The following is an 18,224-nucleotide window of genomic DNA, read 5'->3' as shown; positions in this document are numbered from 1 at the left end:
CCGCTGGATCGCCATCCGGTCACCGCTCGTGACGGTCGCTGGCCCGCTGCCCCACATTGTCGCCGGGTCGGAGCAGGATGCCAAAGGGTGTTCGAGCCGCGCCGTGTCCGGTGCCGAGGCGGGGCCAGCGCCTGCGGACGAAACAGAACCAGAGGTAGACGTAGACGACGGCGTACAGCGGTCGTACTCGTCCGTAGTGTGCCCGAAGCACGGGTGCCAGCTCACGGAGCCGGCGGCAGACGTCACCGAGCGTGAGCTGTCCCCGGGTGGCCGCCGTGGTCACCCCGGCCCGCCGGTCCAGCTCGACGTCCTGGCAGTCGTCGAGCTGCTGGAGCACGCCGCCGAGCTCGCGCAGCAGCGCCATCTCCGCCTCCCCCATCGCCGGCCTCGCCAGCCCCAACATGACGACGGTGCCATAGGCGCCCTTCCCGCGGGTGACCTCGGCCAGCTCCGCGCTCGGGATGCCCGGGTCGCGCTGGCGCCGCGAGCGGATCTGGAACTCGTGCAACCGGCGCAGGGCGGCGAAGATCGGGTCGCTCGCCGGGCGGTCCAACCGCCGCTCGACCTCCCGGTAGATGCCGAGGAACAGCCGCTCGAGGTCACCCACCGGATGGAAGCTGCCGCCCGCGAAGAGCTCCGCGAGCCGTCGGTCCAGCTCGGCGCTGTCTCCGCCACCGCCGTTCTCGCCACCGCCGTTCTCGTCACGATCGTCGAGCAGGTCGTCGTAGGCGCGGGTGACCACGCCGGCCAGCACGCCCAGGTCGACCCGAAGGGGGATGCCCGCCGTCGCGGCGTACCCGGCGATGAGGAAGCACAGCTTCACGCCGGCCGAGCGCAGTGCCGCCACGACGTGCGCACGCCGCACCGGATCATCCACAGTGGACTCAACGATCGGCGGAACGATCGCGTCGTAGGTGGCGACGTAGGTCCTGGCCCGGCGCCGGAGGTCCGGAATCCGCCCGGCGAACCCGACCGAGCGCACCAGTGCGAGCAGCTCCGCCCCGGAGCCCTCGCCCGTGGGGGTGGACCGCGAACCGGCCACGGCAGCTCGCTGGTCCACTGGTCGGCACCCCCGGCGTGGTCACATGTTGTGGTGAACAGGGTACGGGTCCTGTAGCGCTGCGCGATCAGTGAGCGATGAGTGCGGATATCTGGCGGTGAGTTCCAGGAGCGGCGAAGAAACATGATAAAACGCAGGAGGAATCCGGAGGCCACTGGTCGCGCGGGTCCCGAGCGCCAGGATGTCCAGGCATTGACCGCGATCTACCAGGCCGCTCGCTCCGAGACCCTCACCCTGCTGAACATCAATATCGCTCTGGTCGGCGCGGAGCTGGCGTATCTGACCGCGTCGGTCGCATTCCTCGGCGACGTGGGCAAGCTACCGCCGACAGCGGTCGCCCTGGTGCCCGCACCCCTGTGGTTGGGGCTGCTGTACAACGTCATCATCATCGCCCTGTCCGGCAGGCACGGGAACTCCCTGGTCATTCTCGAACGACATATGCACCGCTATGCCGGTATTCCGCCGGATGAGCACGCATTGATCGGGTCCCGGGCCGGGGAGTACGTGGTCAACCCCGGACCGTCCGGCTCGTGGTGGTATCGCCCCACGATCTGGTTGATCTACCTCATCGCTCCAGCCCTCATCCTTGGCTACACCTGGTACGTCCTGGCCACTCTCGTCCGGATTCACCTGGAGTCCCCCTCGGTGTTCGCCGGAGGCCTCATCGGCTACGGCATAGCGGCAGGAGTGCTCGCGGCCGCCGTCACCAAAGCAATGAGGGACACCCCGAAGACCGATGCAGCGCCGAACTGTAGTCACTCTGTGTTGTCAATCTGTGCCCACCGGTCCCCGCACTGCGCCGTTTGCGTGAGTTGACCCACCTATTCGGTCTAAAGCGATTGTCCGTACCGCACCATTCCGTCATGAGTCTGGGTCGTGTCGCGGCAGGGGTGGGCGTCGCCACCGTGCTGGCCGCTGTGGTCCTCACCGGGACCTTCATCAGCTCCGCCGCCGGCGAGCCCACGACCACGGCCGGGCCCGGCCCCTGTGTCGGGGAGGAGTGCCCCGCCGCGTACCGCTCCGTGCACGGGGCGGACGACGGTGTCTACGACGGCCGCGACGAGGCGATCAACATCTTCGTCGGCCGGTCCTTCACGGTGACCGGAACCGCGGCCGAGGCGGAGGGGCGCATCGTCGTCGGCGGTGGCTTCACCCTGGCCAAGACGGGCCCGGACACCGGCTACGACATCGGCATCGTCGGACTGGGCTCGCAGGTTCCGCCGCCGGCCGACCTGGACTTCATGGTCACCGGCGGCGACGTGCACGTCGCCGCCGGCCAGGTACTGCGCGCCGGCGAGGCGGGTACGGTCCGCTACGCGGGCGCGCTGACCGGCACCGGCACGATCGACACGACGCTGGTACACGACCCAGCCGCCTTCGCCCCGTACGCCTCGATCCCGGACGCGCTGCGGACGGAGAGCACCTGCTACGCCGCGCAGCCGACGACCGGAACGGTGACCCGCACCGACGCGTCCACCCTCTTCACCGGCGACGGCCACTCGATGCTCCAGGTGTTCAGTCTGCCGGCCAACATCGGCAGCAACAGCGGCGGGATGCAGGGCATCGACTTCGCGGGAATCCCGGACGGCGCCACGATTCTGATCAACATGACCGGCTCGGCGCCCCGCATCACGAGTTGGTCCGGGTCGTTCGAGGGCCGTGACCAGATCGACCAGTACGGCCAGCGGCTGTTGTGGAACTTCCCGAACGCCGACACCGTCACGCTCAACGGCAGCTCCGAGTTCCAGGGCAGCGTGCTCGTCGGCACCCCGACCAGCACGACGACGGTCAGCACCCCCGGCTTCAGCGGCCGGTTCTTCACCTCGGGCGCGCTGGTCCACGGCAGCAACGCCAGCACCGCCGGCAACGAGTTCCACGCGTACCCGTTCAACGGCACGCTCCCGAACTGTGGCGCCGCGCCCTCGACCACGAGCACCACCACCGAGGCCACAGTCCCCGCCACCACCCCCGAGACGACGACGGAACCGTCCACCGAAACCACCACCACCACGGCCCCCATCACCACCGTCGACACGACGACCGAACCCACTACCAGCACCACCGCGGAAACGACCACCGAGACCGCCACGCTCCCCACCACCACCGAGCCCACAACCGAGACAACCACTCCCCCCATCACCACGGAGTCCTCAACCACCACCGAACCCACGACAACCACCACCGAACCCACGACAACCACCACCGAACCGACGACCGACACCACCACTCCCCCGCCCAGCACCGAACCCACCCCTCCCCCAAGCACCACCGTCGAAACCACCACCAGCACCACGGTGGAGACGACCACCACCAGCACGACCGTCGAAACCACCACCGACACCACGACGGAACCCCCCACCACCAGCACGACCGCCACCACCAGCACGACCGCCGACACCACCACCGACCCGAGCACGGTTCCCAGCACCACCGTCGACACCACGACCGGCACCACCACGACCAGCACCACGACCGAGACGTCCACCGTCCCCGGCAGCACCGACCCCAGCAGCACCGTCCCCAGCAGCACCGATCCCGCCTCGGAGACGAGCGCCCCGTCACCGACCACCGGCGACGAGAGCGCGCGCGCGACCAGTTCCGACGGCACGCCGCCCACCCCGGGGACCGACACCGGCCCACTTCCCCCCGCCACCCCGGGCACCACGACGGGCAGCCGCCTCGCCTACACCGGGTCGGCTCTGAGCACCGTCGTCGGCGTGGCCGCGCTCCTGCTGGTCGGCGGCGGCGCGCTCCTGGTGCTCACCCGGCGCCGGGTGCCAGGCACCAGCGAGGGATGACGACCGCGGGCGCGGACGGCCGAGGTGAGCAGACGCCTCAGCGGGGCCGGGGGAAGAACAGCACCAGCCCGACCAGCGCCGCGGCCACCGGAACCATGATCAATGGACTGTGGACCGCCGACGCGGCCGCCGACGCCGTGCCGGTGAGGAAGATCGCCTCCTGTGGACAGCGCACGGTGACGTCGTTCGCCGCGCGAACGCTGGTGGCCCAGTCGAGCGAAGTGTAGTTCGAGGTCCCGTCGGTGCTGAGCGCTTCGCAGCGCTGGGCCTCGCCGACGCCGAACGGCTTGTGCACCGAGGCCCGCACCCCGGCAGGCCACAGCCCCGGGGGGTGGCCGGGCCCAACGTCCTCGCCCCCGGCCAGGAGCAGCAGCCCGGTACCGACCATGAGGCAGGCCACCACCAACCCGCCGACGAACAGGCTCCACGCTATGCGCCGCAGCGCCCTGCGGCGACGAGCCGGCTCGCCGTCGGTACCCATCGTCATCTCGGCGTCGCCGTCCCCCAGGTAACCAGCGTCGGATGCGTCGTGACGGCAAGGGATGCTAGCCGGAACAGGTCAGACGGCGGAAGCGGCCGGCACGGGCACCCGCACGAGGACGTCCGCTCGCTCAGCCCGGCGCGCGAAGTTCGGCCAGCGCCGCCCGCAGCCGGTCGACGGCGGCTGGGCCAGTCGAGGCGTGCGGGGAGAGCCGGACCACGTCCGGGCGCACGGTGGCCACCACCTCCGCGCGGGCCAGCGCGGCCGCCACCTCCTCGACGGTGCGGCCGGGCAGGCGGAAGGACAGGATGCCCGCCCGGCGGTCGGTCGCCGAGACGATCTCCGCGCCCGCCCACCGCACCAGCTCGTCGAGCTCGGCCACCCGGTCGGCGATCCGGCGGCGGATCACCGCCGGCCCGATCTCCTCGGCCAGCTCCAGCGCCCGGGCCAGGCACCCGGCGTCGATCGGGCTGAGGTGGCTGACCTTCCAGGACCGGGCACCGGCCGCCGGCGCGTGGATCTCGTCGTCGAACACCCCGGGCTCCTCCACCCCGGTCCAACCCGAGAGCAGCGGTTCCATGCGGTCCAGGGCCCGGTCCGACAGCACGGCGAAGGCGGTCCCCCACCCGGCACGCAACCACTTCTGCCCACCGCAGACGAGCACGTCGGCGACCGACCAGGGTTCGTCGACGACACCCACCCCCTGGATGCCGTCCACCACCAGCAACCGGTCCCCCACCACCTCGCGCAGCGCGGCGAGGTCGGCCCGGTAACCGGTGCGGAAGTCCACGGCGCTCACCGAGACGGCTGTCGTGCCCGGGGTCAGCCCGGCGGCGACCACCTCCGGGGTGACCCGGCCGCCCGGCGGTCGCGACCAGCGCACGGTCAACCGGCCGGCCTGCTCGGCGCGCGCCCACGGGTAGGTGTTGGCCGGGAACTCCGCCGCCGACACCAGCACCTCCCCGGGCGGGACGCCGAACGCCGCCTGGAACAGGCCCTGGCTGGTGTGCGGCAACAGGACGACGCGGTCCTCGGCGGCGCCGCACAACCGCGCCACGGCCCGCCTCGCCCGCCCGTCATCGACCATCAAGTCGTCTACTGTGGACGAACCGGCCGTGGCGAGCCGGCGCAGCGACGCGGCGTTCTCCTCCACCACCGCCCGGGACGGTGGCCCGACCCGCGCGAAGTCCAGGTATCCCGGCGACTCCTCGAACTGCTCACGCCAGCCCTCGTCGATCATGCTCGCCAGTCAAGCATCTCCCGGGCGACTGGGTCAGGCCCAGGTCACCGGCAGGGAGTGGACCCCGAAGATGAGCATCTCGTTGCGCAGCGGGACCTGTTCGGCCGGCACGGCCAGGCGCAGGTTCGGCAGCCGGGCAAGCAGCTCGCCCAGCCCGATCCGCAGCTCGATCCGCGCCAGCTGCTGGCCAAGGCACTGGTGGACGCCGTGGCCGAACGCCAGGTGGAAGCTCCGGGGCCGCAGCACGTCCAGGCGGTCGGGCTCGTCCCAGTGCCGGGGGTCGCGGTTGACCTCCGGCTGCGCGACGATCACGGTGGAGCCCGCCGCGACCTCCACCCCACCGAGCGCGACGTCCTCGGTGGCGACGCGGATGACGCCCACCTGGATGATCGACAGATAGCGCAGCAGCTCGTCGATCGCGCCGTCCAGCAGAGCCGGGTCGGCGCGCAGCGCGGCGAGCTGGTCGGGGTTCTCGAGCAACGCGAAGGTGCCGAGCCCCAGCATGTTCGCGGTGGTCTCGTGGCCGGCGGCGAGCAGCAACAGCGCCATGTCGGTCAGCTGGACGTCGGTCAGCGGCGGGTCGGCCTCGTGGACGAGGCCGGACAGAATGTCGTCGGCCGGTGCCGCCCGCTTCGCCGTCACCAGCCCCTGGATGAAGGCGTACAGTTCTCCGGCGGCGCGGGCCCGCTCGCGCTCGGGGGTGTTCGAGCTCAGCGCCACGGCGGTGTGCTCCTGGAACCTGGCCCGGTCGGCGTAGTCGACGCCGAGCAGCTCGCAGATCACCAGCGACGGGAGCGGCAGCGCGTAGGCGGGCACGAGGTCGGCCTCGGTGCCGGCGGCGCGCATGGCCTCGACGTGGCGCACGGCGACCTCGCGGATGTGCGACTCGAGCAGCCGCATCCGGCGCACGGTGAACTGTCCGGTCAGCAGCCGCCGCAGCCGGGTGTGCTCCGGCGGGTCCATGAAGACGAACATCCCGTCGGTGCGGCTGTCCACCCGCCGTGGCGGCGTCGTGCCCGCGACGTCGGGGTGACGGACCCGGTCGGAGCTGAAGCGCTCGTCGCTCAGCACCGTGCGGGCCTCGTCGAGACCGGTCACCAGCCAGGCCGAGGCACCGTTGGTCAGCGTCAGGGGCTGGACGGCACCGGCGCCGCGGCGCCGCCGCAACCCGGCGGGCGGATCGAACGGGCGTCCGGTCCGTTCCAGCAGGTCCACCGGTAACAACCGGCGCAGCACGGTCGGGGTTTCGATGGTCGGTGTCGCGGTCTGCTCGCCGGGAGCCGTCATCGCCGCATCCAGCCTCTCGCGTACACCATGACCGAGCGGGGTCAGCTCGTCACCCTACGGGTTCGCGCTACTGGATGTCACCCACCGTGGCCGACCGGACCGGACCGCGGGCGGAGAGGTCGCCGGGCGGGATACCCGGGTGGTGCGCGTCCGCCGTGGCTGAGCCGGAGGTCGTCGCGGTCGGGCCGAGGGCGAGGCGGGACACGATGCGGTAGCGGTCGCCGCGGTAGAGCGAGTGGACGTACTCAATCGACCGGCCGGTGTCGTCGTTGGTGAGGCGCTCGAACAGCAGCGCGGGTGAGAGCACCGGCACGCCGAGCAGCTCGGACTCCGCGTCGTTGGTGACGGTCGGCTCGACCGACTGGATCGCGTCGTGCACCCGCACTCCGTGCTCGTCCAGGCGGTCGTAGAGACAGCCGGACTCGAGGTCCTCGAGGGACAGTCGCGGTGCGACGGCCACCGGAACGTGCAGGTACTCGATCGCCATCGGCGAGCCGTCGACGAACCGCTGCCTGGCGACGTAGAAGACCTCCGCGGCCGGTGACACCCGCAGCCGCCGGCCCACCCTCGCCCCGGCCGGGACCGTGGCGAACTCCAGAACCCGGCTGGTCCACGTCCCCGCCGCCTGCGGCAGCACCATCGCGCGGTCGTCGGACACCAGCTCCTGGGTGATCTTCGCCGGCGCGACGAACGTCCCCCGCCCGTGCTGGCGGACCAGCATCCCGTTGTGCACCAGCTCGTCCACCGCCGAGCGCAGCGTCGGCCGGGACACGGCCAGGCGCTGGCAGAGGACCCGCTCGGCGGGCAACGGCGCGCCGGGCGGGTGCGTCTCGATCATCTCGAGCAGGTAGTCGCGCACCCGCTCGCGCTTGAGGATGGCTCCGGCCATGCCCCCAGTATGACAACCGGACCAGTGGACAGATCGCAAAGTTGTCCAATCCGACGCGGAGCGGTAGGGGAATCTGCGCTTCCACGTGCGTATTGACTTGCGGATTGGTCTATGCCATTTTTGGGCTGGCCTGCTGGACCTTACCAATTGGTCATATCCTCGAGACCCGTGAGGTGACCCCGTGCCGCTCCGCCCCGCCGCCGGCCTGCTCGCGCTGGCGCTGACCCTCCCCGCCCTCGCCGCCTGCGGCTCCGACAGCTCGGGCGCGAGCCCCGGGGAACCGCAGAACCTGACCGTCTGGTTGATGAAGGACACCGCGACCGACGAGTTCGTCGCCGACTTCGAGGCCGAGTTCGAACGGGACCACCCCGAGTACACGCTGACCATCCAGATCCAGGAGTGGGACGGCATCACCGAGAAGGTCACCGGGGCGCTGGCCAGCACGGACCCGCCGGACGTGATCGAGGTCGGCAACACGCAGGTGGCGCAGTACGCGGCGAGCGGCGGGGTCAGCGACCTGTCCGAGAAGGTCGACGAGCTCGGCGGGGAGGACTGGCTCCCGGGGCTCGCCGAGCCGGGCGCGGTCGACGGCCGGCAGTACGGCATCCCCTTCTACGCGGCCAACCGGGTCGTCATCTACCGCACCGACCTGTTCGAGGCCAGGGGCGTCACCCCGCCGAGGACCCGGGACGAGTGGCTCGCCGCGACCGCGCGGCTGAACCAGGGCGGCGTGCAGGGCATCTACCTGCCCGGCCAGAACTGGTACGTGCTCGCCGGGTTCGTCTGGGACGAGGGTGGCGACCTCGCCGTGCGCGACGGACAGGAGTGGCGGGGCGCGTTGGGCACCCCGGAGGCGTTGGCGGGCGCGGACTTCTACCGCCGCCTGCAGGCGCTGGGCAAGGGACCGAAGGACTCCGACGAGGCCAAGCCGCAGCAGACCGACGTGGTCGCCCGGGGCGACGTCGCACAGTTCATCGCGGTCCCCGGCGCGGCGAAGCTGGTCACCGCGGCCAACCCGGAGCTGGAGGGCAAGCTCGGCTTCTTCCCCATTCCCGGCAAGACCCCGGACGAGCCAGGAGCGGTGTTCACCGGCGGTTCCGACCTGGTCGTCCCGGCGGCCTCCGGTCGCCAGGACGGCGCCTACGCGGTCGTCGCCGCGCTGGCCGGCGAACGTTGGCAGGTCGAGCTCGCCAGGACCATGAACTACGTGCCCAACCGGACCTCGCTCGCCGACGCCGTGCAGGACGACCCCGGCGCCGCCGCCATGGCCGAGGGTGCCGCCAACGGCCACGCCACGCCCAACTCGCCGAACTGGACGGCGGTGGAGGCCCGCAACCCCATCAAGGAGTTCCTGACCAAGGTGCTCACCGGCGCCGACCCGGAGGCCGCTGCCGACGAGGCCGACGCGGTGATCGCGGCCGCGCTCAACACGGCCGAGTAGCGCGCCGTGGTGCTCACCCACCAGGCGCCGCCGGCCGGCGCGCCGCCGGCGGCACGTCCTTCGTCGGCGCCCGGCCAGCGCCGGCGAGGGGCGCTGTGGCCGTACCTGTTGGTCGCGCCGACCCTCCTGGCGACCGCCTACCTGCTCGTCTACCCGTTGCTGCGCAACGTCATCATCTCCTTCCAGCACTTCGGGATGGGCGAGCTGATCCGCGGCGGCGCCGCGTTCGCCGGGCTGGACAACTACACCGCGGTGCTCACCGACCCGGAGTTCTGGTCGGTGGTCCGGCGCACCGCGCTGTTCACCGCGACCAACGTCGTCCTGATCATGGTTCTGTCTACTGTGGTCGCCCTGCTCGTGGTGCGGCTGGGGCGGGCGATGCGCCTGCTCGTACTCGGCGGGCTCGTGCTCACCTGGGCCACGCCGATGATCGCCGCGACGACGGTGTTCGAGTGGATGTTCCAGTCCCAGCTGGGCGTGGTGAACTGGGTGCTGGTGGAGCTGGGCTTCGAGCAGTTCCGCGGCCACACCTGGTTCGCCGACGGCCCGCAGACCTTCGGCATCCTCGTGGTGCTGATCGTGTGGCAGTCGGTGCCCTTCGCCGCGCTGACCCTGTACGCGGCGATGACGACCGTCCCCCACGAGCTGTACGAGGCGGCGCGGATCGACGGCGCGAGCGGCGGGCGGGCGTTCCGTTCGATCACCTTTCCCATACTGCGGCCGATGTTCGGGCTCGTCACCTGCCTCGAGGTGATCTGGGTTGGCAAGGCGTTCGTGCAGATCTGGGTGATCAGCGAGGGTGGTCCGGGGCGTGCGACCACCACGCTGCCCGTGTACGCCTACCAGATCGCCCAGTCATTGCACCGCTACGACCTCGGTGCGGTGGTCTCCATGCTCATGGTGCTGCTGCTGGCACTCGCACTGCTGTTCTACTTCCGCCACATGTTCCGCGAGGAGGCTAGGACATGACCGGCCGGCTGATCCGCAACCTCTCGGCGCTGTTCGTGTTCGTGGTGTCGGTGTTCCCGGTGTACTGGATGGTGCTGACCGCCTTCAAGCCCGCCCGCGAGATCCAGGCGGAGACGCCGACGTTCTGGCCGTCCGCGCTCACCGTCGAGCACTTCGCGACGGCAGTCCGCGCACAGGGCTTCTGGTCGTTCTGGCGCAACAGCCTGCTGGTGGCGGGGTCGGCGGTGCTGCTGTCGCTCGTGGTCGCCCTGCTCGCGGCGTACGCGGTGGCCCGCCTGCGCTGGCGGGGCAGGCGGGGCTTCATCCTCATGGTGTTCGTCGCGCAGATGACGCCATGGGAGGCCCTGCTGATCCCGATGTACGTGATCGCACGCGACACCGGGATGCTCGACACGCTGGCCATGCTGACCCTCGTCTACTTCATGATCACGCTGCCGTTCACGATCGTCACCCTGCGGAACTTCCTCGCCGCGGTACCGGTCGAACTCGAGGAAGCGGCCCAGGTGGACGGGTGCGACCGGCCGGCGGCGTTCCGCCGGGTGGTGCTCCCCCTGCTCGCGCCCGGCCTGCTGGCCACCTCGCTGTTCGGTTTCATCACCGCCTGGAACGAGTTCGCCTTCGCCAACCTGCTGATCATCAAGGACCAGGACGACCGGACCCTCCCGGTCTGGCTCTCCTCGTTCAGCAACACGTTCGGCACCGACTGGGGCGCCACGATGGCCGCGTCGACCCTGTTCATGCTGCCCGTACTGGCGATCTTCCTGGTACTGCAGGGAAAGGTGACCGCCGGGATCACCGGCGGCGCGGTCAAGGGCTGAACCGGGAGGCACCACGTGATCGTTCCCCGACCCACCCGCATGGTCTCGCGAGCCGGGCGGTTCGTCTTCGGACCCACCACCGCGCTCCGGGCCACCTCGGGTGCCGAACCGGCGGCCCGGCTGCTCCGGCGGTACCTGCGGCCCGCCACCGGCCTGCCGCTTCCCCTGTCCACCGATGGAACCGTGCTCCTCGCGCTGGACGACCAGCTGGTCGGCCTCGGCGAGGAGGGGTATGCGCTGACCGTGGGCGAACAGGCCGTCGTACTGCGCGCCCGCCGCCTCGCGGGGTTGCTGCACGGCGTGCAGACGGTCCGCCAGCTGCTGCCCGTCGAGGTGCTGGGCGACACGCCGGCTCCCGGCGTGCGGTGGAGCCTGCCCTGCGTCGACATCGCCGACTCCGCCCGGCTGCACTGGCGCGGAGCCATGCTCGACGTGGCCCGGCACTTCCAGCCGGTGCGGTTCCTGCGCCGGTTCGTCGAGCTGCTCGCCCTGCACAAGCTCACCGTGCTGCACCTGCACCTCACCGACGACCAGGGCTGGCGGATGCCGGTTCCGGACTTCCCCGCGCTCACCGAGATCGGCGGGCTGCGTTCGGAGACGCTGCTCGGGCCGGCCGGCGGCGACCGGTTCGACGGCACCCCCCACGGTGGCGCCTACACCAGCGCCGAGCTGCGCGCCCTGGTGGCCTACGCCGCCGAGCGCGGGGTGCGGATCGTCCCGGAGATCGAGATGCCGGGACACGCCAGGGCGGCGCTCGCCGCCTACCCCTGGCTGGGCAACCAGCCGGAGCGGCCGCTCCCGGTGTGGACCAGGTGGGGCATTTCCGAGGCCGTGTTCGGTGTGGACGACCGGACCCTCGACTTCTGCCGCACCGTCCTCGGTCAGGTCATGGACGTCTTCCCCGGCGAGTACGTGCACGTCGGCGGGGACGAGTGCCCGTCGACCGAGTGGGCGGCGAGCCCGGTCGCGATGGCCAGGGTCGCACGCGAAGGGCTTGCCGGACCGGAGGCGCTCCGGGGGTGGTTCCTGGGCCGGGTGGGCGAGTTCCTGCTCGAGAACGGGCGGGTGCCGGTCTGCTGGGACGACGCCGGCGACGGGACACCACTCGACCCCCGCACGGTCGTGATGCCCTGGCAGGACAGTGCCGAGCGCCCGATCGGGCGCGGCCACCAGGTGGTGCTCACCCCGTGGCGGTCGACCTATCTCGACTATCCACAGTCGACTGACCCCGGCGAGCGCTCCGGTCAGCCCGGCGCCGTGGTGACCATGTCCGACGTGTACCACCAGCCCGTTCCCGACCACCCGGCTGTCCTGGGCAGCCAGTGCCAACTCTGGACCGAGCAGGCGCCGCGCGCCGAGGACGTCGAGTACCTGGCGTTCCCGCGGCTCTGCGCGCTGGCCGACGCCCTGTGGTCGGCCAGCCCGGACTGGGCAGCGTTCGCCGCCGCGATGCCCGTGCACGAACGCCGGCTCGCGGCGTTGTCCGTCGCCCACCGGTCACTCACCCCGACGAGCTGAGAGGAGGTCGCACCCCACCCGGTACGCACCTGCACGTACAGGAGGAGAAGTGTCCCCCAGCACCAGAGTTCTCCGCACCAGAGTCCTCGCCGCGGCCGCCGCCATGGCCGCGCTGACCGCGTTCGTCCCGGCGCCGGCGCTCGCGGAGAGCACCGCGCTCGCCGACGGGCTCACCGCGAACTACCGCACCAGCGCCACCGGCGCCACGACCGACCAGGTGGAGCCCTGGTTCACGATCACGAACACCGGCACCACCACCATCCCGCTGTCCGAGGTCACGCTGCGGTACTACTTCCGCGGCGAGACGCCCGACGTCGGCTACCGGTTCTCCTGCTCCTGGGCGGTGCGTGGCTGCGGCAACGTCACCGGCACGTTCCGGCAGCTCGGCACCCCCACGGCCACCGCCGACCGCTACCTGGAGGTCGGGTTCACCTCCGGCGCCGGCTCGCTGGCGCCCGGCGGGACGACCGGCGACCTCCAGCTGCGGTTCTACCGCACCAACTGGGGTGCGATCACCCAGTCCGACGACTACTCGTTCGGCAACCGCACGACCTACACTCCGTGGTCCACAGTGACCGTCCAACGCGGTGGGACGACGATCTGGGGCACCGGACCGGGCGGTGGCGACGAGCCTCCCGACCCGCCCGACCCACCCCAGCCGACCGGCGAGGTCCTGTTCGATGACTTCGCCTACACCTCGTCGAGCGACCCGCGGATCGCCCAGCGCGGGTGGACCGTCCGCTCCGGCGGAGGCGGCCCGGGTGTCCCCGGAGCGGTCTGGGACCCGGCGCTGGTCACGTTCCCGTCCGTCGGCGGGAGCCAGGTGCTCCAGCTGGAGTCGTCGAACAACGGGTCGAGCGCCCGGCAGACCGAGCTGTACCACCAGCGCAAGTTCTTCGAAGGCACCTACGCCGCGCGGGTCTTCTTCACCGACACGCCGGTGCGCGGGATCGACGGCGACCACGTGGTGCAGACGTTCTTCACGATCACCCCGCTCGACGCCCCGATGGACCCGAACTACGGCGAGCTGGACTTCGAGTACCTGCCCAACGGCGGGTGGGGCGAGCCGTCGAACATCCTCTACGCGACGACGTGGGAGACCTACCAGAACGAGCCGTGGGTCGCCGACAACGTGCATACCGAGCAGCGCACCAGCTTCAGCGGCTGGCACGACCTGGTGATCCAGGTGGCGTCGGGTCGGGTGCGCTACTACGTGGACGGCACGCTGTTCGCCGACCACGGTGACCGGTACTACCCGGAGACCCCGATGTCGATCAACTTCAACCTCTGGTTCATCTCCGGCGGCCTGGTCGGCCAGCCCGGCGACCGCGCCTATCAGGAGCGGGTCGACTGGGTCTACTTCGCCGAGAACGAGGTCGTGAGCCCCGGTCAGGTCAGTTCCCGGGTGAACGGCTACCGCACCTCCGGCGTCCAGCACGTCGACACCGTGCGCTGAGGACGGGTCGGGGGCGGCGTACGCCGCCCCCGACCCGCGGTCCGGCTGGCACACTGGCCCAGGTGGACGAGCAGCGGATGGTTCGGGTGTCGAAGTACCTGGCCAAGCACCTGCGGCACCGACCGGAGCGGCTCGGTCTCGCGCTGGACGAGGCCGGCTGGGTCGACGTCGACGAACTGCTCGCCGCCTGCGCCAGCCACCAGTTCCCGATCACCCGAGCAGACCTCGACCACGTCGTGGCGGCCAACGACAAGCAGCGGTTCGCCTTCGACGCGCAGCGGCGGCGGATTCGCGCGAACCAGGGCCACACCGTCGACGTCGAGCTCGACCTGCCGGTGACCACCCCGCCCGACGTGCTGTTCCACGGAACCGTCGACCGGTTCCTGGCCGACATCAGGCGCGACGGGCTCCGGCCCATGGACCGCCACGACGTGCACCTGTCCGCCGACGAGCACACCGCTCGCCGGGTCGGTGCACGCCGCGGCCGGCCCGTCGTGCTGACCGTCGACGCGGCGGCGATGGTGGCCGCGGGCCACACGTTCCGGGTCAGCGCCAACCAGGTCTGGCTGGTCAGCGCAGTGCCGCCGGAGTTCCTGCGCTGATCGCCGCCTCCACGTCGGCCCATGTCGGCGTGTGCCGGACCCAGTCGGGCGCCGGATCGGGCTGGCTGCCGAACAGGTACAGGTTCGCCACCAGCCCGCGCAGCGCGCGGTGCACGTCGACCCGGTCGTCGATCATGTGCGTGATCCCGAGCTCGGCGCAGTGCCTCGCCTTGTCCGCCCGACGCTGGCAGAACCGGACGTTGCCCTCGGGCACGCCGGTTCGCCGGTAGAAGTCGTGGTGGGAGAGCCAGGCCAGCGTGCGCTGTTGCACCCGCTCACCGCATTTGGAGATCACCCAGACGCGGCCGTCGAAGCGCGGGACGATCCGGGCGAGCACCTCGAGTGCCCCCTCGCTCGGTGGGGAGGCGAGGGCCTCGGCGAGCCCTCCCTGGAGGAAGACGGTGTCGACCTCACCCGACGGGAGAGCCGCGCCCTGGATGACCCGGCCGAAGTCGACACCGAGTCGTTCATGCGTGTTCATGCCTCCAGCGTGGAGCGCCAGAGGCTAAAGCAGAACTATTGTCTGAGGGATTAGCTATAGTCAGTGGCTATGGATCTCGCTCGGCTGTCCACCGACGCGCTGGCCTCGTTCGCCGTGTTCGCCGAGCACCTGAACTTCACCCGCTCCGCCGAGGAGCTCCGGATCTCCCAGCCGGCCCTGCACGTCAAGGTCAACAAGCTGGCCGAGTCGCTCGGCCGTCCGCTCTACCGCCGGCAGGGACGGGTCCTCACGCTCACCCGCGAGGGCGAGGTGGTCGCCCGGTTCGCCCGCGAGCTCGATGTTCGCGTCGCCACGTTCCTGGCGGAGGTCCGCGGCACCGCGCCGACCCGCCCGCTCGTGCTTGCCGCCGGCGAAGGCGCCTACCTGTACCTGCTCGGCGACCTCGTCCGCGACATCCTGCGCGGCCGCGACGACGACCGGCGCCCACCCCTCAAGCTCATCAACTGTGACCGCGCGCGCATGCTGGGCGCCGTGCGGTCCGGCCGCGCCGACCTCGGGGTGGGAGTGCTCGAGACCCTGCCCGACGACCTGCACACCACCCTGCTCGCGAGCTACCCGGCGACCCTGGTCATGCCGGCCGACCACCCGCTGGCGTCCCGTCGCCGGCTCACCCTGGCCGACCTCGACGGCCACGCCCTGGTCCTGCCACCGTCCAGCCGCCCACACCGCGTCGCGGTCGAACGAGCGCTGCGCGACGCCGACGTGGACTGGGTCCTCGCCATCGAGGCCGAAGGCTGGCCGTTGACCCTGCACTTCGTCTCGCTCGGCGTCGGCCTCGCCGTCGTCAACGGCTGTGTGCGGCCCACCCCGGGCCTGGTCGCCCGCGAGATCACCGGGCTCCCGTCCGCGCCCTACTACGCGGTACACCTCCCCGACCGGGCCGACGACCCCCGGATCGACACGATCCTCACCGCGATCCAGCGGTCCCTGGACACCGACGGCGGGGAGCGGCGATGACGCTGGACGTGGTGTCGTTCAACGTCTACGTGGGCCTGCGCTCGCGCGGTGCGCCGGTACGCGAGCGGGCAGCCGAGTTCTGCCGGCGGCTCACCGAGCTCGACGTGGACGTGCTGCTGCTCCAGGAGGTCTGGACGGCTCCGCTGCTCCGGTTCATCGCCGCCCGGCTGCCGTCGCTGCCCCATGCGGCCTGGCTCCCGGGCCTGGCCGGACATCCCGCCGGCGGCCTGGCTGTGCTCGCCCGGCGTCCACTGTGCCCCCCGACGTACACGCCGTTCACGAGCGCGCGGCCCGACGGCGGGGGCCTCCCCTTCCGCGTGGTCTCCGCGCTGCGCTGCCGGCTGCAGGGCGTGCTCGCGGTCCGGACCGTCGACGGGACCCTCCTGGTCGGCAACACCCAGCTCACCGCCAACGGCGACGGGGACTGGTCCGCGGCCAACCGGCACCACGGCCTGCACCGCCGACAGGTACGCATCGTCCAGACCGCGCTGCGCGCCGCCGGCGCCCACACCATGCCGCTGTCGGTGCTCGGCGGCGACTTCAACATCGCCAGCAGCGGCCCGCTCTACCCCGAGATTGTCGAGCACGGCGCCTGGCACGACCCGCTCGCGGACGCCGGTCGGCCGACCTACCGCGCCGAGTACCTGCCGCCCGGACGACCGGCGCAGCGCATCGACTACCTGCTGGTGTCCGGGCGACCCGTCCTGGCGGCCGACCTGGTCCTCACCGAACCGGCCGGGTCGGTCGGCTTCCTGTCCGACCACCTGGCGCCGAGGGTGCGGCTACCGGAGTAGCACGCCGCCGCTCGCTCAGCGCGGCTCGGCGGCTCCGGCCGCGAGGTGGCCGATGTTGTCGCTGACCAGGAGGTCGTGCACCTCGCCCTGGTGATGGCTGGTGAGGTGGTCGACCAGGGCGTCGGCGCCGTCGGCGGTGGCCTCGATCTCCACCCGCCACTGCTCGCTCGCGTGCTGCCGGCCGTGCCAGCGGTGCACGCGCCTGATCGGCCCCTCGATGTGCGTGCAGCAGGTGCACTCCTCGCTCGCCACCTCAGCTGCCATGGTGGTGGCGAGCTGTTTGCTGTCGGTGGTGAACGTCACGACGACGTAGTCCATGGCTGTGATACTAGTCACGTCCGCGAGCCTCGCGCCTCCTTCGCGACGCGATCACACCGTGACGACGACCTTCCCCGAGGCGTGGCCTTCCTCCTGGTACGCCATCGCCGCGGGGAGGTCGGCGAAGGGGTAGGTCCGGTCGATGACCGGGGTGAGCCGGCCGTCCTCGATCAGCTCGGTGAGCGTCAGCAGCAGATCCCGTGCCCGGGGGAGGTAGCCGCTCGTCTGTGTCACGACCACACGCTGGGACAGCAACGGCGACACCGCGGCAGCGGCGAGGACGTGACCGACGGGTTGCAGCCACCGCCCGGCCGGCCCACCGACCACGACGCAGGTGGCGGACGGAGTCATGGCCCGCCGCAAGGACCTGACCGAGTGGCTGCCCGCGTTGTCCAGCAGCAGGTCGTAGCGCTCGCCGGTGCGGGTGAAGTCCTGGGCGGTGTAGTCGATCACCTCGTCCGCTCCGATCGAGCGGACCAGCTCGACGTTCCGCGTGCCGCACACCCCGGTCACGTGCGCGCCGAAGGCCTTGGCGAGCTGCACGGCGAACGTGCCGACGCCACCCGAGGCGCCGTTGACCAGGACGCGCTGTCCCGGCTCGAGGTGCCCCTGGTCGCGCAGGGCGTGCAACGCGGTGACCGCCGCCAGCGGCACCGCCGCGGCCTGCTCGAACGAGAGGCTCCGCGGTTTCGGGGCCAGCACGTCGCGGCCGACGCGGGCGTACTCGGCGAAACCGCCCCGGCCGGCCAGCGCGAACACCTCGTCCCCCGGGCGGAGGTCGGTCACCGCCGCGCCGACCGCCTCGACCTCCCCCGCGAGGTCGGCGCCCAGGACGCTGATCTTCGACGTCCGCAGCCCCAGCGTGCCCGGCATCAGCCGGGCCACGTACGGCTCGCCGCGCAGGTGGTGCCAGTCGTAGGGCTGGACCGAGGTGGCCCGCACGCGGACGAGCACCTCGTCCGCGGCCGGTACCGGCCTGGCGACATCGGTGAGCTCGAGGGCCTCGGGTGGGCCGTAGGAACGTAGGACGAACGCCTTCATCACTTGTCCTCCCAGCTGGCGAGCCAGCCGTACGTTGTAAGTCGTACGTTGTA

At 71.5% G+C, this 18,224-nt stretch carries 17 protein-coding genes and 1 pseudogene; 10 read left to right on the top strand and 8 right to left on the bottom strand.

Features of this window, described 5'->3' with window-relative positions:
- Positions 1-19: 19 nt before the first annotated feature.
- Positions 20-1,060 (bottom strand): hypothetical protein, encoded by a 1,041-nt coding sequence (locus BU204_RS02025; RefSeq protein ID WP_143229256.1) that lies wholly within the window; start codon positions 1,058-1,060, stop codon positions 20-22.
- Positions 1,061-1,252: 192 nt separating this feature from the next.
- On the opposite strand from BU204_RS02025, the gene BU204_RS02020 reads away from it, so the two are divergent.
- Positions 1,253-1,876: a hypothetical protein gene (locus BU204_RS02020; RefSeq protein ID WP_075123769.1), complete on the top strand. Its 624-nt coding sequence runs from the start codon at positions 1,253-1,255 to the stop codon at positions 1,874-1,876.
- Positions 1,877-1,923: 47 nt separating this feature from the next.
- Entirely contained in the window at positions 1,924-3,858 is a 1,935-nt protein-coding gene (locus tag BU204_RS41820; protein ID WP_083660926.1) for a choice-of-anchor A family protein, read from the top strand.
- A gap of 37 nt (positions 3,859-3,895) precedes the next feature.
- Here the strand turns inward: BU204_RS41820 and BU204_RS02005 are convergent, their stop codons facing one another.
- The 4 genes and pseudogenes from BU204_RS02005 to BU204_RS01990 all read right to left on the bottom strand — a co-directional run bounded on the left by BU204_RS02005 (position 3,896) and on the right by BU204_RS01990 (position 7,755).
- Positions 3,896-4,345, bottom strand: a complete 450-nt coding sequence (locus BU204_RS02005; RefSeq protein WP_075123768.1) for a hypothetical protein — start codon at positions 4,343-4,345, stop codon at positions 3,896-3,898.
- 130 nt (positions 4,346-4,475) lie between these two features.
- Positions 4,476-5,579 (bottom strand): annotated as a pseudogene (locus BU204_RS02000) (aminotransferase class V-fold PLP-dependent enzyme); the annotation flags it as partial.
- A 33-nt stretch (positions 5,580-5,612) separates the two neighbouring features.
- Entirely contained in the window at positions 5,613-6,866 is a 1,254-nt protein-coding gene (locus tag BU204_RS01995; protein WP_075123766.1) for a cytochrome P450, read from the bottom strand.
- A gap of 67 nt (positions 6,867-6,933) precedes the next feature.
- The gene (locus BU204_RS01990; RefSeq protein ID WP_075123765.1) at positions 6,934-7,755 is read right to left on the bottom strand and encodes a GntR family transcriptional regulator; all 822 of its coding nucleotides are present in this window, start codon (positions 7,753-7,755) and stop codon (positions 6,934-6,936) included.
- A 181-nt stretch (positions 7,756-7,936) separates the two neighbouring features.
- Here BU204_RS01990 and BU204_RS01985 point away from each other — a divergent pair, with 181 nt between their 5' ends.
- From BU204_RS01985 to BU204_RS01960, 6 genes are all read left to right on the top strand, one after another.
- On the top strand, positions 7,937-9,196 hold the full coding sequence (locus BU204_RS01985) for an extracellular solute-binding protein (protein WP_075123764.1): 1,260 nt from the start codon (positions 7,937-7,939) through the stop codon (positions 9,194-9,196).
- A gap of 6 nt (positions 9,197-9,202) precedes the next feature.
- Positions 9,203-10,165: a carbohydrate ABC transporter permease gene (locus BU204_RS01980; RefSeq protein WP_198942740.1), complete on the top strand. Its 963-nt coding sequence runs from the start codon at positions 9,203-9,205 to the stop codon at positions 10,163-10,165.
- Positions 10,162-10,983, top strand: coding sequence for a carbohydrate ABC transporter permease (locus BU204_RS01975; RefSeq protein WP_075123763.1), 822 nt, complete (start codon positions 10,162-10,164; stop codon positions 10,981-10,983). Before BU204_RS01980 ends, BU204_RS01975 begins: the two co-directional genes overlap by 4 nt.
- A 15-nt stretch (positions 10,984-10,998) precedes the next feature.
- Entirely contained in the window at positions 10,999-12,501 is a 1,503-nt protein-coding gene (locus BU204_RS01970; protein ID WP_198942739.1) for a beta-N-acetylhexosaminidase, read from the top strand.
- 49 nt (positions 12,502-12,550) lie between these two features.
- Complete coding sequence (locus tag BU204_RS01965; RefSeq protein ID WP_198942738.1) at positions 12,551-13,957, top strand: cellulose binding domain-containing protein; 1,407 nt, start codon at positions 12,551-12,553, stop codon at positions 13,955-13,957.
- Positions 13,958-14,034: 77 nt separating this feature from the next.
- Positions 14,035-14,559, top strand: coding sequence for an RNA 2'-phosphotransferase (locus tag BU204_RS01960; RefSeq protein ID WP_075123761.1), 525 nt, complete (start codon positions 14,035-14,037; stop codon positions 14,557-14,559).
- Here BU204_RS01960 and BU204_RS01955 read toward each other — a convergent pair.
- Positions 14,528-15,040 carry a hypothetical protein gene (locus tag BU204_RS01955; protein WP_075123760.1) on the bottom strand — a complete coding sequence of 171 codons (513 nt, stop codon included), beginning with the start codon at positions 15,038-15,040 and terminating at the stop codon, positions 14,528-14,530. The genes BU204_RS01960 and BU204_RS01955 overlap by 32 nt on opposite strands.
- Before the next feature lie 69 nt (positions 15,041-15,109).
- Here BU204_RS01955 and BU204_RS01950 point away from each other — a divergent pair, with 69 nt between their 5' ends.
- Positions 15,110-16,018 carry a LysR family transcriptional regulator gene (locus tag BU204_RS01950; RefSeq protein WP_075123759.1) on the top strand — a complete coding sequence of 303 codons (909 nt, stop codon included), beginning with the start codon at positions 15,110-15,112 and terminating at the stop codon, positions 16,016-16,018.
- Entirely contained in the window at positions 16,015-16,812 is a 798-nt protein-coding gene (locus tag BU204_RS01945; RefSeq protein ID WP_075123758.1) for an endonuclease/exonuclease/phosphatase family protein, read from the top strand. The genes BU204_RS01950 and BU204_RS01945 overlap by 4 nt, the downstream gene beginning before the upstream one ends.
- A 15-nt stretch (positions 16,813-16,827) precedes the next feature.
- On the opposite strand, the gene cutA is transcribed toward BU204_RS01945, so the two are convergent.
- Together cutA and BU204_RS01935 are read right to left on the bottom strand one after the other, a co-directional pair.
- On the bottom strand, positions 16,828-17,148 hold the full coding sequence (cutA, locus tag BU204_RS01940; RefSeq protein ID WP_143229255.1) for a divalent cation tolerance protein CutA: 321 nt from the start codon (positions 17,146-17,148) through the stop codon (positions 16,828-16,830).
- A 33-nt stretch (positions 17,149-17,181) separates the two neighbouring features.
- The gene (locus tag BU204_RS01935; protein WP_075123756.1) at positions 17,182-18,171 is read right to left on the bottom strand and encodes an NAD(P)-dependent alcohol dehydrogenase; all 990 of its coding nucleotides are present in this window, start codon (positions 18,169-18,171) and stop codon (positions 17,182-17,184) included.
- Positions 18,172-18,224: the final 53 nt, after the last annotated feature.

This window comes from Actinophytocola xanthii (assembly GCF_001921205.1).
In the GTDB taxonomy this organism is placed as follows: Bacteria; Actinomycetota; Actinomycetes; order Mycobacteriales; family Pseudonocardiaceae; genus Actinophytocola; species Actinophytocola xanthii.
This window is presented reverse-complemented; position numbering and strand designations above follow the sequence as displayed.